The 17680-nt window shown below is 70.9% G+C and carries 17 protein-coding genes; 4 read left to right on the forward strand and 13 right to left on the reverse strand.

Annotated elements, in window-relative coordinates; translation table 11 throughout:
• Window positions 1-3: 3 nt before the first annotated feature.
• The 3 genes from ACIBF7_RS34705 to ACIBF7_RS34715 are packed head-to-tail and all read right to left on the reverse strand — an operon-like array spanning window position 4 to window position 3067.
• Window positions 4-999, reverse strand: coding sequence for a dipeptide ABC transporter ATP-binding protein (locus ACIBF7_RS34705; RefSeq protein ID WP_364230942.1), 996 nt, complete (start codon window positions 997-999; stop codon window positions 4-6).
• Window positions 1000-1031: 32 nt separating this feature from the next.
• Window positions 1032-2057, reverse strand: a complete 1026-nt coding sequence (locus ACIBF7_RS34710; RefSeq protein WP_364230691.1) for an ABC transporter ATP-binding protein — start codon at window positions 2055-2057, stop codon at window positions 1032-1034.
• A complete protein-coding gene (locus tag ACIBF7_RS34715; protein ID WP_219545730.1) occupies window positions 2054-3067 on the reverse strand; it encodes an ABC transporter permease in 1014 nt (337 codons plus the stop codon). The genes ACIBF7_RS34710 and ACIBF7_RS34715 overlap by 4 nt, the downstream gene beginning before the upstream one ends.
• Here ACIBF7_RS34715 and ACIBF7_RS34720 point away from each other — a divergent pair.
• Complete coding sequence (locus ACIBF7_RS34720) at window positions 3006-3176, forward strand: hypothetical protein (protein ID WP_397199130.1); 171 nt, start codon at window positions 3006-3008, stop codon at window positions 3174-3176. The two genes, ACIBF7_RS34715 and ACIBF7_RS34720, sit on opposite strands and share 62 nt — an antisense overlap.
• On the opposite strand, the gene ACIBF7_RS34725 is transcribed toward ACIBF7_RS34720, so the two are convergent.
• The 5 genes from ACIBF7_RS34725 to metH form a co-directional block, all read right to left on the reverse strand.
• A complete protein-coding gene (locus ACIBF7_RS34725; RefSeq protein ID WP_219545731.1) occupies window positions 3152-4915 on the reverse strand; it encodes an ABC transporter substrate-binding protein in 1764 nt (587 codons plus the stop codon). The genes ACIBF7_RS34720 and ACIBF7_RS34725 overlap by 25 nt on opposite strands.
• Before the next feature lie 45 nt (window positions 4916-4960).
• Window positions 4961-5953 (reverse strand): ABC transporter permease, encoded by a 993-nt coding sequence (locus ACIBF7_RS34730; protein WP_219545732.1) that lies wholly within the window; start codon window positions 5951-5953, stop codon window positions 4961-4963.
• Between the two features lie 228 nt (window positions 5954-6181).
• Window positions 6182-6670 (reverse strand): cellulose synthase, encoded by a 489-nt coding sequence (locus ACIBF7_RS34735; protein ID WP_397199031.1) that lies wholly within the window; start codon window positions 6668-6670, stop codon window positions 6182-6184.
• A 182-nt stretch (window positions 6671-6852) separates the two neighbouring features.
• Window positions 6853-7497, reverse strand: a complete 645-nt coding sequence (locus ACIBF7_RS34740; RefSeq protein WP_148031405.1) for an HAD family phosphatase — start codon at window positions 7495-7497, stop codon at window positions 6853-6855.
• A gap of 26 nt (window positions 7498-7523) precedes the next feature.
• Window positions 7524-10988, reverse strand: coding sequence for a methionine synthase (metH, locus tag ACIBF7_RS34745; RefSeq protein ID WP_148031404.1), 3465 nt, complete (start codon window positions 10986-10988; stop codon window positions 7524-7526).
• Between the two features lie 308 nt (window positions 10989-11296).
• Here metH and ACIBF7_RS34750 point away from each other — a divergent pair, with 308 nt between their 5' ends.
• On the forward strand, window positions 11297-12151 hold the full coding sequence (locus tag ACIBF7_RS34750) for a PAC2 family protein (protein ID WP_148031403.1): 855 nt from the start codon (window positions 11297-11299) through the stop codon (window positions 12149-12151).
• 149 nt (window positions 12152-12300) lie between these two features.
• Window positions 12301-12849 carry a hypothetical protein gene (locus ACIBF7_RS34755; RefSeq protein ID WP_397199032.1) on the forward strand — a complete coding sequence of 183 codons (549 nt, stop codon included), beginning with the start codon at window positions 12301-12303 and terminating at the stop codon, window positions 12847-12849.
• Window positions 12850-13238: 389 nt separating this feature from the next.
• On the opposite strand, the gene ACIBF7_RS34760 is transcribed toward ACIBF7_RS34755, so the two are convergent.
• Window positions 13239-13940 carry a sirohydrochlorin chelatase gene (locus ACIBF7_RS34760; protein ID WP_397199033.1) on the reverse strand — a complete coding sequence of 234 codons (702 nt, stop codon included), beginning with the start codon at window positions 13938-13940 and terminating at the stop codon, window positions 13239-13241.
• Window positions 13937-15106: a uroporphyrinogen-III synthase gene (locus tag ACIBF7_RS34765; RefSeq protein WP_219545738.1), complete on the reverse strand. Its 1170-nt coding sequence runs from the start codon at window positions 15104-15106 to the stop codon at window positions 13937-13939. The genes ACIBF7_RS34760 and ACIBF7_RS34765 overlap by 4 nt, the downstream gene beginning before the upstream one ends.
• A 229-nt stretch (window positions 15107-15335) precedes the next feature.
• Here ACIBF7_RS34765 and ACIBF7_RS34770 point away from each other — a divergent pair, with 229 nt between their 5' ends.
• Window positions 15336-15821: a peptide deformylase gene (locus ACIBF7_RS34770; protein WP_397199035.1), complete on the forward strand. Its 486-nt coding sequence runs from the start codon at window positions 15336-15338 to the stop codon at window positions 15819-15821.
• Here the strand turns inward: ACIBF7_RS34770 and ACIBF7_RS34775 are convergent.
• Genes ACIBF7_RS34775 through ACIBF7_RS34785 form a run of 3 tightly spaced genes read right to left on the reverse strand, consistent with a single transcriptional unit; the run spans window position 15757 to window position 17591 of the window.
• Window positions 15757-16047, reverse strand: a complete 291-nt coding sequence (locus ACIBF7_RS34775) for a WhiB family transcriptional regulator (RefSeq protein WP_397199036.1) — start codon at window positions 16045-16047, stop codon at window positions 15757-15759. The genes ACIBF7_RS34770 and ACIBF7_RS34775 overlap by 65 nt on opposite strands.
• A gap of 24 nt (window positions 16048-16071) precedes the next feature.
• The gene (locus ACIBF7_RS34780; protein ID WP_397199037.1) at window positions 16072-16992 is read right to left on the reverse strand and encodes a glycosyltransferase; all 921 of its coding nucleotides are present in this window, start codon (window positions 16990-16992) and stop codon (window positions 16072-16074) included.
• Window positions 16989-17591, reverse strand: coding sequence for an HAD-IIIA family hydrolase (locus ACIBF7_RS34785; protein WP_246640123.1), 603 nt, complete (start codon window positions 17589-17591; stop codon window positions 16989-16991). The genes ACIBF7_RS34780 and ACIBF7_RS34785 overlap by 4 nt, the downstream gene beginning before the upstream one ends.
• Between the last annotated feature and the right edge of the window lie 89 nt (window positions 17592-17680).

A 17680-nucleotide genomic window follows, 5' to 3' on the forward strand; every position in this document is an offset into this window, starting at 1 on the left:
CGATCAGGCCTGCGCGGCGTCGTCCGCGGCGGCTCCCGCGGTGGCGACCGGGGCGTTCTCCGGGAAGTGGCAGGCCACCTGGTGGCCGTCGGCCAGCTTCTCCAGCGGCGGCTCGACCTTCTTGCAGATCTCCTGCGCCTTCCAGCACCGGGTGTGGAAGCGGCAGGCGGGCGGCGGGTTGAGCGGGCTGGGCACGTCGCCGGTGAGGCGGATGCGCTCGCGGTCCCTGCGCGCCTTCGGGTCGGGCACCGGCACCGCCGACAGCAGCGCGTTGGTGTAGGGGTGCATGGGCGCGGCATACAGGCTCTTGCGGTCGGCGATCTCGACGATCTTGCCGAGGTACATGACCGCGACCCGGTCGCTGATGTGCCGCACCACCGACAGGTCGTGGGCGATGACCACGTAGGTGAGGTCGAGCTCGCTCTGCAGGTCCTCCAGCAGGTTGACCACCTGGGCCTGGATGGACACGTCGAGGGCGGAGACGGGCTCGTCGGCGATGATCAGCTTGGGCTTGAGCGCGAGCGTGCGGGCGATGCCGATGCGCTGGCGCTGGCCGCCGGAGAACTCGTGCGGGTAGCGGTTGTAGTGCTCGGGGTTGAGCCCGACCAGCTCCAGGATGTCCTGGACGGCCTTCTTGGTGCCCTGCTCGGTCTTGATGCCCTGGATGCGGAAGGGCGCGCCGACGATGGCGCCGACCGTGTGCCGGGGGTTGAGCGACGAGTACGGATCCTGGAAGATCATCTGCATGTCGCGGCGGAGCGGCCGGAGCTTGCCCTGGCCCAGGTGGGTGATGTCCTGGCCCTCGAAGACCACCTTGCCGCCGGTGGGCTCCAGGAGGCGGGTGACCAGCCGCCCGGTGGTGGACTTGCCGCAGCCGGACTCGCCCACCAGGCCGAGGGTCTCGCCCTTGAACACCTCGAAACTGATCCCGTCGACCGCCTTGACGGCGCCGACCTGCCTTCTGAACAGGCCCGCGGTCACAGGGAAGTGCTTCTCCATGTTGTGCACGGAAAGAAGCGGCTCGTTCTCGCTCACTGGGTCTCCAGGACTGGCTTGATCTCGTTCTCCCACAGCGCCCGCCGTTCCGTCCTGGGCATGTGACAGCGCACCAGGTGGCCGCGCTCGGTCGAGGCCAGGTCGGGGACCTCGGTGGACGCGCGCCCCTCGGTGCGCTCGGCGTACGGGCAGCGGGGGTGGAAGGCGCAGCCCGGCGGCACGTTGATGAGGGACGGCGGGGAGCCCTTGATCGGCAGCAGCCGTTCGGTCGGCTCGCGGTCGAGCCGGGGCATCGAGCCGAGCAGCCCCCAGGTGTAGGGGTGCTCGGGCTGGTAGAAGATGTCGTCGGCCTTGCCGTACTCGACGCATTTGCCCGCGTACATGACGAGGATGTCGTCGGACAGCTCGGCCACCACGCCGAGGTCGTGCGTGATGATGATGAGCGCGGAGTTGAACTCGCGCTGCAGGTCGCGCATCAGGTCGAGGATCTGCGCCTGCACGGTCACGTCGAGCGCGGTGGTCGGCTCGTCGGCGATGAGCAGCTCGGGGTCGCAGGAGAGCGCCATGGCGATCATCGCGCGCTGGCGCATGCCGCCGGAGAACTCGTGCGGGTAGCTGTCGACGCGCCTGGCCGGCTCCGGGATGCCGACGCGGCCGAGCAGGTCGATGGCGTGCTTGCGGGCGACCTGCTTGCTGACGTCGTGGTGGATCCGGTAGGCCTCGATGATCTGGTGGCCGACGCTGTAGTACGGGTGCATCGACGAGAGCGGATCCTGGAAGATCATCGCCATCTTCTTGCCCCGCAGGCGGCGTACCTGCTCGGCGGACATGGCGACGAGCTCCTCGTCGTCGAGCCAGATCTCGCCGGAGATCTGGGCCCGGCCGCCCTTGTGCAGGCCGAGGATGCCGAGGCTGGTCACGCTCTTGCCGGAGCCGGACTCGCCCACGATGCCGAGGGTACGGCCGCGTTCGAGGGAGAAGGTGAGACCGTCGACCGACCTGACGAGGCCGTCGTCGGTGGGGAAATGGATCTTCAGGTCCTTGACGTCAAGAAAGCTCACGACAACCTCACCCTCGGGTCGACCCAGGCGTAGAGCAGGTCGACGATCAGGCTCGCGACGACCACGAAGCTCGCGGCGAACAGGACCACTCCCATGACCTGCGGCAGATCCTGGTTTCTGATGGCCAGGATGGCGAACTGACCGAGGCCGGGCAGAGTATAGGTGGTCTCGGTGAGGATGGCGCCACCGATCAGCAGGCCGAAGTCGATGCCGAAGAGGGTCAGGATGGGGGTGAGCGCGGCCCGCAGGCCGTGTTTGACCACCACATCCCGTTCTCGCAGGCCCTTGGCTCTGGCGGTGCGGATGTAGTCCTCCCCCATGGTGTCCAGCATGCCCGCGCGGGTGAGCCGCGCATAGGTGGCGGCGAACAGGAACGCGAGCGTGATCCATGGCAGCAGCAGGTTGTAGGCCCATTGCGCCGGATTCTCTGTGAAGTCCGTCCACGAGCCGCCCGGCGGTGTCCAGCCGAGTCCGTAGGAGAAGACGACGAGCGAGACCATGCCGGTGAAGAAGATGGGCAGCGACACGCCGGCCAGGGCGGTGCCCATCGACAGGCGGTCGAAGAAGCTGCCGCGCCGCAGCGCGGAGATGACTCCTACGGAGACGCCGGCGACCACCCAGAGGATCGCGGCGCCGATGGCGAGGGAGAACGTCACCGGCATGCGGTCGATCAGGTCAGGCCAGACGGGCTGGCCGCTGATGAAGGAGTAGCCGAGGCAGGGCGCCGGGCAGTGCTCCACACCCGCGCCGTAGTCGTACTCGGCACCGAGGAAGATGCCTTTGAGGAACCGGCCGTACTGCACGATCACGGGATCGTTGAATCCCAGCCGCTCGGCGACCAGGGCCACCGTCTCCTCCGTGGCCGCGCGGCCGACGTACCGCGAGGCGAGGGACTCGGGGGTGGACCCGGCCCACTGCGGCACGACGAAGAAGATGCCGAAGGTGACCATGCTGATCACGATCAACATGGCGATCGCGCCGATGAATCGTCTGATGATGTATGTGAGCACCGCTACCGGCCGGATGGCCTGCCCGTCGCCGGGCAGGCCATCCCTGCCTTCACCTGCCTTCGCTAGATCCCCGTACCTCGCCTGCTATTCGACGCCGAGCAAGATGTAGTCGTACATGCTCTGGCCTTCGTTGTAGGCGATGTTGGTGACGCCCTGGCCGCGCATGAGCAGGGCCTTGGCCCAGACCACGGGCAGCAGGGAGGCGTCCTCCATGACCGCCTTGTCGACTTCCACCCACAGCTTGGCGCGGGCCGTCGCGTCGAGCTCGGCCGAAGCCTGGTCGATCAGACCGTCGACCTTGTCGCTCTTGACGCTCAGGTTGTAGTTGCCGGCGTCGCGGATGGTGCGGCTGTCGACGATGGCCTGCATGAAGCCGTAGCCGTCGGGCCAGTCGGAGCCCCAGCCGTGACCGGCCAGGCCGATGTTGTTCTTCTTGACGTACTCGACGTTGCCGGCGTAGTCGGAGAAGTAGCTGGAGGCCGGGAAGCCCTTGAGGTTGAGCTTGATGTTGGCCTTGGCCAGCGCCTGCTGCATGGCCTCGGCCAGCGCCTTCTCGCGCGGGCGGTCGGCCCGGTAGACCATCGTGGTCTCGAAGCCGTCAGCCTGGCCGCAGGCGGTGAGGGCCTGCTTGGCCTTCTCGACGTCGCCCTTGTTCTCCGGCGTCTGGTAGAGGTCGAACTTCTCCTGGCCGACGATGGGCGGCGGCATGACGTTGGTCGCGATGTCGCCACCGGCGACCGGGCCTCCGTAGGCGGTCTGGTTGGCCACGCGGTCGGCGGCGAACATGACGGCCTTGCGGCACTCGACGTTGTCCAGCGGCGGGTTGTCCGGGATCACCGAGATGTACCAGAGCCTCGGGATCACCGGGTTGTCCGTGCGGGCCTTCATCGCCGGGTCAGGCAGCACCTTGCCGAGCGCGGCCGGCTGGAGACCGGTGCCGGGGATGTCCAGGTGGATGTCACCGGCGATGAGCTGGTTGTCGAGGTCGTCGGCGTTGACGTTGAGCTGGACCTCGATGCGGTCGGGCAGCGCGGGACGGTTCGGGTCCGTCGCCGGGTCCCACTGGTCGTTGCGGACCAGGGTGAAGCGCTTGCCGATCTCGTTGGTCTCGAACTTGTACGGACCGGACGAGACGACCTTCTCCCGGTACTTCGCACCGGTGTCCTTGTCCTTCGGCACCGGAGCCGTCATCGGCATCTGGACCACGTAGTCCATCGACGCGAACGGGTTCTTCAGGTGGAAGACGATGGTCTGGTCGTCAGGGGTCTCGATGGCGGAGCTGTAGTCGGCGTCCGGGGTCTTGTAGACGCCCTTGAAGTCCTTCGGCCAGTCGAGCAGCTCGTTGAGGTACGACGGGCCGTGCGGGAAGGTCTCCTTGTCGAAGGAGCGGGCCACCGCGTAGGCGACGTCCTTCGAGGTGATCGGGGTGCCGTCCTCGAACTTGAGACCCGACTTGATCTTGTACGTCCAGGTCTTGCCGTCGGCGCTCGGCTCACCGAGGGACTCGGCGAGGTCCGGGATGACGGTGTTGCCCTCGGCGCCCGGTCCGGGCTTGTACATCGTCAGCGTCCGCCAGTAGAACCGGCCGAAGTTGAACGAGTAGCCGTAGTAGGTGTCGCCGGGGTCGAGGCTGTCCCAGTCGGAGGAGTGCGCGGCCTTGAGGGTCCCGCCCTTCTTGGTGGAAGGGTTGTAGACCTGGGTGAGGGCGGCATCGGCCGCGGGTTGCGCGGCCGCGCCCGAAGCCGACTGCGCCGGCTGCTGCGTACCGCCCCCTCCGCCGCCGCAGGCGGAGAGCACCAGGGCGAGCGCCGCTGTCGCGGCCCCTGCCAGTGCGGATTTCCTTCTCATTGATACCCCTTGTTAGTGGAGATGGGGATGGAGCGTTGGCGAATGTCAGTGAGCCCGGGGGTCGAAGGCGTCCCTCAACCCGTCGCCGAACAGGTTGAAAGCCAGCACGGTGATGAAGATCGCCAGACCGGGGAAGATCACGAAGTGCGGCAGCGTGTAGAACCGCACCGCTTCGGAGAGCATGCCGCCCCACGTGGGGGTGGGCGGGTTGATGCCGACGCCGAGGAAGGACAGCGCGGCCTCGAACAGGATGTTGGCCGGGATGAGCAGGGTCGCGTAGACCAGGATCGGCGCCATCAGGTTGGGCAGGATCTCCCGGAACAGGATGTAGCCGTTGCGTGCGCCCAGGCTCCTGGCGGCGTCGACGAACTCGCGCTCACGCAGCGACAGCGTCTGGCCGCGGACGATGCGCCCGATGCTGGGCCAGCTGAAGAAGCCGATGATGAAGATCAGCATGGCGATCCGCAGCCCGTTGCCCTCCAGCCCGAACCCCTCGTTCGGCATCACGCCGACCAGCGCGATCGCGAAGACGAGCAGCGGGAAGGCCAGGAACACGTCCATGATGCGGCCGATGATCTGGTCGACCCAGCCGCCGAAGTAGCCGGCGACGACGCCCATGACGGTGCCGATCAGCACCGACACGATCGTGGCCAGGAAGCCGATCAGCAGCGAGATGCCGGCCCCGGCGACGATCCGGCTGAAGATGTCGCGGCCGTTGACCGGCTCGACGCCGAGCAGGTGCTCGGCGCCCATGCCGCCGTAGGCGCCCAGGGGCAGCAGGGTGTTCGGGTCGATCGCGTCCTGGTTGAACTCCAGGGGGTCCTGACCGAACAGGTTGATGATGGGCGTGGCGAAGATCGCCATGAGGATCAGCAGGAGCACGGTGATGCCGCCGGCGAGCGCGATCTTGTCGCGCCGCAGCCGCATCCAGGCGATCCGGGTGAGGGACCGGCCCTGGACGGCTCTGTCCGCTCCGGAAAGCGTGGGCTCCGGCGGCACCTGCGCCGAAGCACCGGAAACGTCGAGCGGTGCGGTCATGCCGGATAGCCCCCTGAATTCTCAGACGACGTTGTCTGGAGTTTCGTCTTTCAGACCGCTTCGTCGCGACCTTCAGGAGGCAGAATGTATGGCCTGAGCTGCGCTGACTAGCCCCTCAGACCGCTATGTGGCTCAACTGTGATTGACGCGAAACGCATTCGTATCGATCTTGGTGGGATTGTCCACGGCCAGTCCTGGTTGCGTCTCAGATCCGTGACATACGCGGATCTAGCTGATGCCACGTCGCCGGAGAAGATCCTCGATGTCCGAGAAATCGTCATCGCCCTTCGAGGCCTTCTTGTTCTCGACGGCGGGCTTGGCGGCCGCCTGCGGCCGGCCTGCGGCGGGCGCCTGAGCGGAGGGCTTCGCCGGGGCCTCGGCGGGGGCGGGCGCCCCGGACTCGGCCTTGCGGAGCTTACGGCCGCGCAGCACGCCGGAGACGACGAACAGCACCACCGAGAGCCCGGCCACGGCCACGCCCGACCACACCACCGGGTTGAACACCAGGTTGGCCACGAACCCCACGGCGGTGGAGCCGATGGTCCAGATCGCGCGCAGGGCGTCGGTCAGGTAGGCGGCCAGCGGCAGCAGCGCCCAGGCGAGCATCCGCAGCCCCGAGGCCGCTCCCCTGCGCCGGAACGCCAGGAAGCTCAGCACCAGCCCCGCGGCGGTCAGGCCGATGCAGAGCGGGAACCAGGCGATCTGTTCGAAACCCATTCGGGACACCCCTCGGTATGCGCGTTTCTCTCCATCCTGGCACGCGATCCGGCGTCTGCCCCTCCTCCGGGAGAACCACCGATCCCTTAGGGGGACCCGGCTCCCGGCCTACGGGATCTCCGGGTTCGTCCCCGAGGGCTCACCCGTGCGCCTTCTCGCGCCCGTACGGGAGCGTGAGGGCGTCAGGCGGCCAGGAGGGCGCGCAGGTCGGAGGGGCCGACCTCCGCGAGAGACGAGACCACCAAGCGGCCCGGCGCCGGTTCCACCGGCAGCAGGCTGGGCACCGCGACCACCGCGCAGCCCGCGGCCGTCGCCGCGGCCACCCCGTTGGGCGAGTCCTCCAGCACCACGCAGCGCACCGGCTCGACGCCCAGCAGCTGGGCCGCCGTCAGATAGGGCTCCGGGTCGGGTTTGGTGCGGAGGACGTCGTCGGCGGTGACGACGGCGTCGAACCGGTCGCGCCCTACTTCCTTCAGCACCGCGTCCGCGATCTCCTTGAGCGAGGCGGTCACCAGCGCCACCGGCACCCCTTCGTCACGCAGCGCGTCGAGCAGCTCGGAGGCGCCCGGCATGACCCGCACGCCGCCCGCCAGGCGGGCCACCATGCCGGTCGCCATCCACTCCCGGACCGTCCACGCGGGCACCGTCGACTCCGACACGGCCAGCATGTAGTCGACGGTGCGCTCCATGGAGCCGCCGACGAGGTGGGCCTGGTGCCCGGGGGTCCACTGGGCGCCGAGCTGCTCCATCACCTCGGTCTCGACCTCCAGCCACACCGTCTCGGTGTCGACCAGGAGGCCGTCCATGTCGAAGAAAACCGCTTCCACCCGTGCTCCCTGGGACCGACGGACCGTCAGACGTTGAAGTATTTGGCCTCGGGATGGTGCGCGACGAGGGCGGAGGTGGCCTGCTCCGGGTGGAGCTGGAACTCCTCCGACAGCGTGACCCCGATGCGCTCCGGGTCGAGCAGCTGGAACAGCTGCACCTGGTCCTCGAGGTTGGGGCAGGCGGGGTAGCCGAACGAGTAGCGGCAGCCCTGGATGTTGACCTTGAGCATGTCGTCGAGCGACTCGTCGCCGCCGATGCCCCACTCCGACCGGGTGCGGGCGTGCCAGTATTCGGCCAGCGCCTCGGTGAGCTGCACCGACAGGCCGTGGAGCTCCAGGTAGTCGCGGTAGGCGTCCTTGGCGAACAGCTCGGCCGTGGCCTGGGAGATCTTGCTGCCCATGGTGACGACCTGCAGGCCGACCACGTCGGTCTCCCCCGAGTCCTTGCCCCGGAAGAAGTCGGACAGGCACAGGTGGCGGTCGCGGCGCTGGCGCGGGAACGTGAAGCGGGTGCGCTCGCCGCCCGACTCGTCGAGGATGATCAGCGAGTCGCCGTCGCTGACGCACGGGAAGTAGCCGTAGACGACGGCCGCCTCCAGCAGGCCCTCGGTCTGCAGCCGCTCCAGCCACATGCGCAGCCTCGGCCGGCCTTCGGCCTCGACCAGCTCTTCGTAGCCGGGGCCGTCGCCGCCCCTGGTCGGCTTGAGCCCCCACTGGCCGAGGAACAGCGCCCGCTCGTCGAGGAAGGCCGCGTAGTCGGCCAGCGGGATGCCCTTGACGATGCGGTCGCCGTGGAACGGCGGCTTCGGCACCGGGTTGTCGGCGGCCACGTCGGAGCGGGACGGCAGCTCCTCGACGGGGGTGCGGTCGAGCTTGGCGCCGGTCTTGACCCGCCGCTGGCGCAGCGGCGGCAGCTGGGCGCCCGCCACGCCGCGCTTGACCGCCATGATGGCGTCCATCAGGCGCAGGCCCTCGAAGGCGTCGCGGGCGTAGCGGACCTCGCCCGCGAACAGCTCGGCGAGGTCCTGCTCGACGTAGGCGCGGGTGAGCGCGGCGCCGCCGAGCAGCACGGGGTACTTCTCGGCCAGGCCCCTGGAGTTGAGCTCCTCCAGGTTCTCCTTCATGACCACGGTCGACTTGACCAGCAGGCCGGACATGCCGATGACGTCGGCCTTCTGCTCGTCGGCGGCCTCCAGGATGGCCGAGACGGGCTGCTTGATGCCGAGGTTGACGACCTCGTAGCCGTTGTTGGACAGGATGATGTCGACGAGGTTCTTGCCGATGTCGTGCACGTCGCCCTTGACGGTGGCCAGCACGATGCGGCCCTTCGTCTCGCCCTCGACCCGCTCCATGTGCGGCTCCAGCTGGGCGACGGCGGCCTTCATCACCTCGGCCGACTGCAGCACGAACGGCAGCTGCATCTGGCCGGAGCCGAACAGCTCGCCGACCGTCTTCATGCCGTCGAGCAGCACGTCGTTGATGATCTCCAGGGCGGGCCGCTGGGTCAGCGCGTCGTCGAGGTCGGTCTCCAGGCCCTTGCGCTCGCCGTCGATGATGCGCCGCTTGAGCCGCTCCCACAGCGGCAGCGCGGCCAGCTCCTCGGCCTTGCCTGCGCGCAGGGCCGCCGCGTCGACGCCCTCGAACAGGTCCATGAACCGCTGCAGCGGGTCGTAGCCCTCGCGCCGCCGGTCGTAGACCATGTCGAGGGCGACCTGGCGCTGCTCGTCGGGGATGCGCGCCATCGGCACGATCTTGGACGCGTGGACGATGGCGGAGTCGAGGCCGGCGTTGACGCACTCGTTGAGGAAGACCGAGTTGAGCACCATGCGGGCGGCCGGGTTGAGGCCGAAGCTGATGTTGGAGACGCCGAGCGTGGTCTGCACGCCGGGGTAGCGGCGCTTGAGCTCGCGGATGGCCTCGATGGTCTCCAGGCCGTCGCGCCTGGTCTCCTCCTGGCCGGTGGCGATGGGGAAGGTGAGGCAGTCGACGATGATGTCGTCGACCCGCATGCCCCAGTTGCCCGTCAGGTCGTCGACGAGGCGGCTGGCCACGCGCACCTTGTGGTCGGCGGTGCGGGCCTGGCCCTCCTCGTCGATGGTGAGCGCCACCACGGCGGCGCCGTGCTCGCGCACCAGCCGCATGATCCGCTGGAAGCGGGAGTCGGGGCCGGTGCCGTCCTCGTAGTTGACGGAGTTGACCGCGGCGCGGCCGCCGAGCATCTCCAGCCCGGCGCGCAGCACCTCCGGCTCGGTGGAGTCGAGCATGATCGGCAGGGTGGAGGCGGTGGCCAGCCGGAACGCCAGCTCCTTCATGTCGGCCACGCCGTCGCGGCCGACATAGTCGACGCACAGGTCGAGCATGTGGGCGCCGCCGCGCGCCTGGTCGCGGGCGGTCTCCACGCAGTCGTCCCAGCGGCCTTCCAGCATGGCCTCGCGGAAGGCCCTGGAGCCGTTGGTGTTGCACCGCTCGCCGATGGCCAGGAAGGAGGTGTCCTGGCGGAACGGGATCGTCTGGTAGAGGGAGGAGACGCCGGGCTCGGGGTGCGGGCGGCGGCGGACGACCTCCCGGCCGTGCACCCGCTCGACCACCTGGCGCAGGTGCTCGGGGGTGGTGCCGCAGCAGCCGCCGACGATGGACAGGCCGTAGTCGCGGACGAAGGTCTCGTGGGCGGTCGTCAGCTCCTCGGCGCTCAGCGGGTAGTAGGCGCCGTCGGAGGTGAGCACGGGCAGGCCGGCGTTGGGCATGCACGACAGCCGCAGCCGCGAGTGGCGGGCGAGGTAGCGCAGGTGCTCGCTCATCTCGGCGGGGCCGGTGGCGCAGTTGAGGCCGATCACGTCGACGCCGAGCGGCTCGATCGCGGTGAGGGCGGCGCCGATCTCGGAGCCGAGCAGCATGGCGCCGTTGGTCTCGATCGTCACCTGGGCGATGATCGGCACGTCGCGCCCGGCCGCGTCGATCGCCCGCTTCGCGCCGAGCACGGCGGCCTTGACCTGCAGCAGGTCCTGGGAGGTCTCGACGATGAGCGCGTCGGCGCCGCCGGCGATCAGGCCGGCCGCGTTGTCGCGGTAGGCGTCGCGCAGGACGGCGAACGGCAGGTGGCCGAGCGTGGGCAGCTTCGTGCCGGGACCCATCGAGCCGAGCACGAAACGCGGCCGGTCGGGCGTGGACCAGTGGTCGGCGCGCTCCCTGGCGATCCTGGCGCCGGCCTCGGAGTATTCGTAGACGCGGTCGCCGATGTCGTACTCGCCGAGCGCGGCGAGGTTGGCGCCGAAGGTGTTGGTCTCCACGCAGTCGACGCCGACGGCGAAGTAGGCGTCGTGGACGCCCGCGACGATGTCGGGGCGGGTGACGTTGAGCACCTCATTGCAGCCCTCGTGGCCCTGGAAGTCGTCGAGGGTCGGGTCGTGGGCCTGGAGCATCGTTCCCATGGCGCCGTCGGCGACGACGACTCGCTGGGACAGCACTTCTCGAAATGACCGGGCGATGCTCATGCGCTCCAGCTTATCGGCTGCGCCACACCGGGATCCCCCGCCCGCCGGGCCCCGCCTCGCACGTCCAGCGCCTGGTGCGACGCCCTCCCCTCCGGAAGGGGACACACCAGGACAAGGCGGCGAAGAACCGTCCTCCGGCAGGGCCCGCGGGCTCAGCTCGCAGCGTACGCCGCTCCGCCCCGTCCCTCGCCTGACCTGGCGTTCCATCACAGGCTGTACGGCGGGAGCCACTGATCGCGCTTACCACGTGACAGGAGTACCTCCTCACCGCATAGGCTTAGCGCGATGGTGCAGACAGGAGGCGACACGTGATCGAGCTCGAAGGGCTCCCCGAGCTCGTCGACCCGGTGCTCATTGCCGCGTTCGAAGGGTGGAACGACGCGGGCGAGGCCTCGAGCGGTGTGATCGCCCATCTCGAGTCCGCCTGGAAGGCCGAGCCGCTGGCCGAGCTGGACCCTGACGACTACTACGACTTCCAGGTCACCCGCCCCGTCGTGGAGATGGGCGACGGGCTGACCCGGTCGATCATCTGGCCGACGACGAGGCTGCTGCGGGCACGGCCGCCGGGCAGCGAGCGCGACGTGGTGCTGCTGCGCGGCATCGAGCCCAACATGCGCTGGCGGTCGTTCTGCGCCGACATCATCGACGTCTGCCGGGAGCTGGGCGTCGACATGGCCGTCATGCTGGGCGCGCTGCTCAACGACTCGCCGCACACCCGTCCGGTGCCGGTCCTCGGCTCGGCCACCGACGACGGCCTGGCTCGCTCGATCAACCTGGAGCTGAGCCGCTACGAGGGCCCGACGGGCATCGTCGGGGTGCTGCAGCACGCGTTCGGCCGCGCCGGCCTGAGCGCCGTCACGCTGTGGGCGTCGGTGCCTCACTACGTGGCCCAGCCGCCCAACCCGAAGGCCACGCTGGCGCTGCTGCGCCGGTTGGAGGACGTGCTGGAGATCCCGATGCCGCTGGGCGACCTCGACGAGGAGGCCCGGGCGTGGGAGCACGGCGTCGACGAGCTGGCCTCGCAGGACAGCGAGGTGGCCGAATACGTCAAGGAGCTGGAGGAGCGCAAGGACGCGGCGGAGCTGCCCGAGGCGAGCGGCGACGCGATCGCGGCCGAGTTCGAGCGCTACCTGAGGCGCCGCGACCGCGACACCGACGGCTGACGTCCGGCGTTCGCTTCCCCGCCGAGCGGCCGCGGCCATGGGCGCCTTGGACGCCGGCGGACATTTGCGACTAAAAACCTAAACGCCGGACTTTTTCCGTACGCCGGTTCATAATCGGGTTTCCGCTGACCGTCCACGTGAGGCCGATCATGGCGATTCCGTCCGGAAGCCCGCACCTGACCAGCCAGGACACCAGGCGTCTGGTCCTGCAGATGGCCGCGCCCCTGCGTGAGGACGGGCCCAGCGGTCAGGTGACCCACTTCCTGGCCCTGCTCCAGGACCGTCTCCCCCTCTGGCTGGGTGTCCTGCGCGACCTGGAGCACCGCGCGGGCCGGGGTCAGGTGCGCGACAACCTCGTCGTGGTGGCGCGGGCCGGCATCGGCTACTACGCGGACGTGCAGTCGGCCGCGCTGCCGGTGTTCTCCTCCCCCGCGGTCACCGTGCGCTTCCGGCACGCGCTCAAGGCGAACGGGCTGGGACCGCCCGCCGAGGTGACCCCGCTCGCCTCGTACCTGCGGGAGGAACGACTGCTCGGCCGGGTGGCCGGGGAGGTCGACCCGGAGGCCAGCGCCCGGCTCCTGCTCGCCGGCTGCCTCCGCCACGCCTTCGTCGAGCTCTTCGTCGGCGCCGACGCCGGACCGTCACGCGAAACCGCCGCCGAGGAGATCGTCCGCGAACTACGGCTGGAACCCCGGTGAGACTGGAAAACGGGCTGAGCGGACCCCCCGGGGCCGTCCTCCGGACGCGGCCAGAGCCACAGGCCGCCGCGCGGAGGCTGCCCGGCGGTGCGGGGAGACCGCCCGGCGGTGGGCGGAGGCCGCCCGGCGGTGCGCGAAGGCCGCCCGGCGGTGCGCGAAGGCCGCCCGGCGGTGGGCGAAGGCCGCCCGGCGGTGCGCGAAGGCCGCCCGGCGGTGCACGAAGGCCGCCCGGCGGTGCACGAAGGCCGCCCGGGGATGCACGAAGGCCGCCCGGGGATGCACGAAGGCCGCACGGGGATGCACGAAGGCCGCACGGGGATGCACGAAGGCCGCACGGGGATGCACGAAGGCCGCCCGGGGATGCGGGGAGGCCGCACGGCGGTGGGGTGTCAGCCGGCTGCCGAGGTGGCCGTGTGGTGGCGCAGGGCCTGGTCGTGGCGGTGCCAGACCAGGGCGGCCACGTCGGGGTCGGCGCCCAGCGGCGGGGTGACGAGGTCGGCGCCGGCGGCCGCCAGGCGGGCGTGGAAGAAGCCGGGCGCCAGCAGGTAGGAGGCCAGCGCCACCCGGGCCGCCGGGCCGGAGCGCAGCCGTTCCATCGTCTCCCCCAGCCCCGGCGAGCCGGAGGAGACGAAGGCGGCGGTGACCGGGCGGGACAGGCGGACGGCGAGCTGGTGGGCGGCGGCGCGCACGCCGGCCAGCGCGGACGGGTCGGAGGACCCGGCCGCGCCCAGCACGACCGCGTCCGTGGCGCGCAGCCCGGCCCTGTTGAGCCGGCGGGCGAGCGTGGCGGTCAGCAACCGGTGCGGGCCGAGCGGCGGGGCGACGAGGGCGCCTGGCCGGTGCTCGGCGAGCACCGCGGGCAGGTCGACGTGCACGTGGTAGCCGCCGGCGAGCAGCAGCGGGACGACAACCACCGGCCCGGGGACGGCCGGCAGCACGTCACGCAGCAGCGGCGCGCTGATCTCCAGGTAGGCGAGCTCGACGCGGCGGCGGGGCCGGGCCGCGCGGACGGCTCCGGCCAGCGCGGACAGGGTGCGCTCCCCCTCCTCGCTGCGGGTGCCGTGAGCGGCCAGGACGAGCGTCGGGGTCACCGCGCGCCCTCGTACCGGCAGGCGAGCCGGTAGCCGCGCTTGACCACGGTCTCGACGATCCCGGCCGGCCCGAGCGCGCGGCGCAGGCGGGTGACCGCCATCTCGACCGCGTGCTCGGCCGAGTCCCTGACGGCGCTGCCGGGCAGGACGGTGCGCAGGTCGGCGCGGGAGACCACGTGGCCGGGCTTGTCGGCCAGGCGCTTGAGCACGGCCATCGGGGCGGGCGGCAGCGGCCGCAGCTCGCCGTCGACGACCACGGCGTGACCGCGGATCTCCAGGCGGTGCCCGCCTGCTTCGAGCCGGGTGACGGACTGGGCGGGCAGGTGGCGGGCCAGGACGCGGGCCAGCGCGCCGAGCCGGGCCCGGTCGGGCTGCAGGGTGGGCACGCCGCGGTCGGCGAGCGGGCCCGCGGTGACCGGGCCGACGCAGGCGGCCACGACGGGGCCGGCGAACGCGGCCAGCAGGGCGTCCTCGGCCCCCTCCGCGCGGGCGGCGTTGAGCATGGCGTGCACGGCGGGCGCGCTGGTGAAGGCGACGGCGTCGACGGAGCCGGAGACCGTCTGGGTGATCAGGCGCCGCAGCGGCGACGGGTCGCGGTACGGCAGCCACCGGTAGACGGGGATCACGATCACCTCGGCGCCGGCCCCGCGCAGGTCGGCGACGAAGTCGGTGAGCGGCTCGCCGTGCTGCTGGACGGCGATGCGGCGGCCGCGCAGGTCCTGGGCGAGCAGGTAGTCCTTGACCTCGGCGCAGGATTCGGTGGCGGGGGTCCAGTGGTCGTTGAGCCCGGCGGCGCGGACCGCGCCTCTGGCCTTGGGCCCGCGGGTGAGCAGGCGTGCCCCGGCGAGGTGGTCGCCCAGGTCGGAGGAGAGGCCCCAGCCCTCCGCCGCGGCCATCCAGCCGCGGAAGCCGACGCCGGTGGTGACGACCACGTCGTCGACGGGCCTCTCCAGGCTCCGCCGGGTGGCGGCGAGCAGGTCGGCGTCCTCGGCGAGCGGGACGAGCCTGATGGCGGGGGCGCTCAGCACCCGGGCGCCGCGCCGTTCGAGCAGCGCCCCGAACTCCTCGCGCCGGCGGGTGGCCGTGACGCCGACGGTGAAGCCCGCCAGCGCGTCGGGCGCCGTCTCGGGCGAAAGGACGGCGTCCCCGATGGATGACCCGCTCATGCGAGAACCTCGTCGTGGATCGGGACACCCGGCCGGGCCCCGAGCACCCGGCCGGGCATCACACGTACGTGAACCGGAAGTGAGATCACGCCTTCATCGTGGATTCGGAGGGTTTCCGCGCTGGGTCTCTTCTGTTACCGCTGTGCTACAAGCGACAGCCCGCGCGGTTGGCGGCGGACCCGGGAGGGAAACCCGTCGGTGTGCGACGCGGCTATTCGGGGAGGCGCGGGTGACGGTGCGGCCGATCCTGGCTTTCGACGATCCGGCGCTCCGCTCGGTCGCGGAGCCGGTCAAGGACTACGACAAGGAGCTGCGCGGGCTGGTCAAGTCCATGACGGCGACGTTGCGGGCGGGCACCGGCCGGGCCGGGCTGGCCGCTCCTCAGGTGGGGGTGCCGCTGCGGGTGCTCGTCTACGCCTACGAGGGCGCGTCAGGCCATCTCGTCAATCCGCGGCTGGAGCTGTCGGAGCGGCGGATCACGGCGGACGAGGCCTGTCTGTCGGCCCCGGGCATCTGGTGGCCGCTGCGGCGCGCTTTCATGGTCGTCGCGCGTGGCCGCGACATGTTCGGCAAGCCCGTCACGGTGCGGGCGCTGGGCGTGCTGGCGAGGGTGCTGCAGCACGAGTCCGATCATCTGGACGGGGTGCTGTTCAGCGACCACCTGTCAGCGGACGAGCGCGAACGCTTTCTGGCCGCGGCGCTGCCCTCGGGATGAGCGCGCGGCGCTGTTCCGGATCCAGGCCGCCCCAGACGCCGTGCGTCTGGCCGCTGCTGATCGCGTAGTCGAGGCACGGCTCCCGTACGGGGCACGTGTGGCAGATCGTCTTGGCGCGTTCCACCTGCGACTGGCCCGGACCCTGGAGCGAGATCGGGAAGAACAGCTCAGGGTCCAGGTCAGAGCAGGCGGCCCTGCGTGACCAGTCGAGCATCATCATGCTCATCGCGCCTACCCAGCGCCTTCCGGGTCATACCTCTTCGAGCAGGCGGTCCCAGTCGAGCAGGAACCTGTCGAGCCCGTAGCGCGCCAGCGCGGCCGTCCGCGCGGCCTTGCCGGCCTGGGCGGCCCGCTCCGGGTCCGCCGCGAACTCCCTGAGCGCCTGGGCCAGCACGTCCACCCGGGTGGAGACGACGCCCGCCTCGGGCGGCACCGCCTCGACGGCCTCGGTGGCGGCCAGCGCGACCACGGGCATGCCCAGGGTCATCGCCTCGATGAGGGCGAGCCCGAGCGAGGTCCACCGGTAGGGGTGCAGGTAGACCCGCCGTCTGGCGAGCTCGGCGTGCATGCGGGCCTGCGGCAGGTCCTCGTACGTCCCGTACGGGAGACCTTCGACCTTCATGCCGAACAGGTCGAGCGGCACCTCGGCGGCGAAGCGCGGCAGCAGGTCGGTGCCGGCCACCCGGGTGCGCCGGACGGGCTCGTTGACCACGACGCCCGCCCTGGGCAGTTCGCCGATGTAGAGGTGGCCGGGGTCCACGACGCCGTGCTCGACGACCCGGGTGGGAGCCCGGCCGTTGTCCCAGAACAGCTCGTTGAAGTGGGTGACGTGCACGAGCGTGATGTCGGAGCGGTCCGCCAGCGGGTGGCGGGTGCGGGGCACGTCGCCGACCGGCGTGTTGTGCTCGACGTAGACGCCGGGCAGGTCGCGGCCGAGCCACTCGCGGGCCAGGTCGAGCTCGTGCGGGCGCTGGTAGACGACCACGTCGACCGGCTCGTCGCGGAGCCGGTCCCACGGCACTTCCCGGGCGCTCCCCGGCCACGGATAGGTGTCGGCCCGTCCCCTGCCGTCGGGACCGCGGCCGGGGACGAGCGGCAGGACGTACTCGTGGCGGCCGTGCACGAACGAGGTGGTCCACGAGCCGTGGACGTGCCAGAGGAGGATCCTCACCAGCGGCTCCAGCCGAGCGCCCGCGACCAGGCGGAGCCGCCGGCGGCGACGGGGGCCGGCGCGGCGTCCGCCTCGCGCAGCAGCCGTTCGGCCACGTCGGTGAGGTCGTCGGCGACCTCGGGAGCGTGCTCGATCTCCTCGCGCCGCGTCTCCACGGTCGGCACCAGGATGCCGCGCGCCCCGGCGGCCCTGGCCGCCTCCATGTCGCGGCCGATGTCGCCGACCATGACACACTCGCGCGGGCTCACGTCCAGCACCGCGGCGGCCCTGATGAGCAGGCCGGGCGCGGGTTTGCGGCAGGTGCAGCCGTCGCCGTCGTCGTGCACGCAGATCGCCCACGCGTCGAACGGCCCGAGCAGTTCCTCGACCCGGGCGTTCACCTGTTCCATCTCGTCCGCGGTGATCAGGCCCTTGGCCACGCCCGACTGGTTGGTCACCACCGCCACCGGCAGGTCTGCGCGGCGCAGCCTGCTCAGCGCCTCCAGCGCGCCCGGCATGGGCCGGACCCGGGCCGGGTCGCCGTTGTACGGGACATCCCTGATCAGGGTTCCATCCCTGTCGAAGAGCACCGCCCCGGGACGTCGTTGTTCGAACACCATCCACCTCCGTCGCGTGGCCCACAGCTACCCGGCGCCATATCGGGCAAACAACTACTCAATGTGACCAGACGCCAGAGTTCGGGGGTGTT

It is taken from the genome of Nonomuraea sp. NPDC050478 (assembly GCF_044458265.1).
Lineage (GTDB): Bacteria > Actinomycetota > Actinomycetes > Streptosporangiales > Streptosporangiaceae > Nonomuraea > Nonomuraea ferruginea.

Bases quoted from the DNA above. Each gene is read 5' to 3' on its own strand.
- ACIBF7_RS34705 (WP_364230942.1), bottom strand. From the start codon at position 999: ATGGAGAAGCACTTCCCTGTGACCGCGGGCCTGTTCAGAAGGCAGGTC.
- ACIBF7_RS34720 (WP_397199130.1), top strand. From the start codon at position 3,006: ATGCTGATCACGATCAACATGGCGATCGCGCCGATGAATCGTCTGATG.
- ACIBF7_RS34725 (WP_219545731.1), bottom strand. From the start codon at position 4,915: ATGAGAAGGAAATCCGCACTGGCAGGGGCCGCGACAGCGGCGCTCGCC.
- ACIBF7_RS34730 (WP_219545732.1), bottom strand. From the start codon at position 5,953: ATGACCGCACCGCTCGACGTTTCCGGTGCTTCGGCGCAGGTGCCGCCG.
- ACIBF7_RS34735 (WP_397199031.1), bottom strand. From the start codon at position 6,670: ATGGGTTTCGAACAGATCGCCTGGTTCCCGCTCTGCATCGGCCTGACC.
- metH (WP_148031404.1), bottom strand. From the start codon at position 10,988: ATGAGCATCGCCCGGTCATTTCGAGAAGTGCTGTCCCAGCGAGTCGTC.
- ACIBF7_RS34755 (WP_397199032.1), top strand. From the start codon at position 12,301: ATGGCGATTCCGTCCGGAAGCCCGCACCTGACCAGCCAGGACACCAGG.
- ACIBF7_RS34765 (WP_219545738.1), bottom strand. From the start codon at position 15,106: ATGAGCGGGTCATCCATCGGGGACGCCGTCCTTTCGCCCGAGACGGCG.
- ACIBF7_RS34775 (WP_397199036.1), bottom strand. From the start codon at position 16,047: ATGAGCATGATGATGCTCGACTGGTCACGCAGGGCCGCCTGCTCTGAC.
- ACIBF7_RS34785 (WP_246640123.1), bottom strand. From the start codon at position 17,591: ATGGTGTTCGAACAACGACGTCCCGGGGCGGTGCTCTTCGACAGGGAT.